This window comes from Loktanella sp. DJP18 (assembly GCF_049310965.1).
In the GTDB taxonomy this organism is placed as follows: Bacteria; Pseudomonadota; Alphaproteobacteria; order Rhodobacterales; family Rhodobacteraceae; genus Loktanella.
In genome coordinates, this window is the sequence record NZ_JBMERN010000381.1 from 1 (window position 1) to 713 (window position 713).

At 62.1% G+C, this 713-nt stretch carries 1 protein-coding gene; it reads left to right on the top strand.

The window, feature by feature from the left end; all coding sequences use genetic code 11:
* Positions 1–102: 102 nt before the first annotated feature.
* Positions 103–690, top strand: a complete 588-nt coding sequence (locus tag ACOI1H_RS26035) for a hypothetical protein (protein WP_422441253.1) — start codon at positions 103–105, stop codon at positions 688–690.
* Positions 691–713 lie beyond the last annotated feature (23 nt).

Genomic DNA, 713 nt, shown 5'->3' on the forward strand with positions numbered 1-713 from the left:
GGCCTCTACCCTACGCAAGAAAGCCACCCGCGAGGTCGATCAGAAAGAGCTGGAAGGGCTGCTGGCTGAACTCGATGCCAAATCGGCTCAAGGCAGTGAGGCATGAGCAAAGACCCATTTCAGCAACTGGTCGATGAGATCACCCTGATCCGGAGTGAAGTTGCCAGCCTGCGCCGCACCAGCCTCGACAAGGAAGAGGCCGAAGCCCTGCATGGGATCGTGGCCCGTGCGGTCAAAGATATGCGGAAGGCCACCAGCGAGACCCCAGCGGCCCTTCAGGATGCCTTGAAGGCCGACAGGGACCAGATGGCCCACAATGCCACTGTTGCCGCCACAAAGGCCGCACAATCGACCCTTGAGGGCATCAGGGCCGAACTGGCAGTCGAGAGCGAGAAGCTCTCACAGCGCGCCAGAGAGGCCCGTAGAGCCACCCTGCGCTTCTCGGGGGGCATCTGGACCCTTTTGGCCGCTACGCTCGTCACAGGGGCGTTCCTGGGCCTGCTGGCAGCCTATGTGACCGAAACCGCCGAAACGTTCTTCTCGGTGGATCGTATGACGCGCTACGCATGCGGCCTGCCGGGGGTTGGCGGACAGGTGGTCGAGATGAACGACGGGGCGACCTATTGCGCGCACTGGATCATCACACCGGAGCTGGCCAAGTATCGCCGCGAACAGCCCCAGCAGAACTGACACCTCAACCTACCCCAATCCAT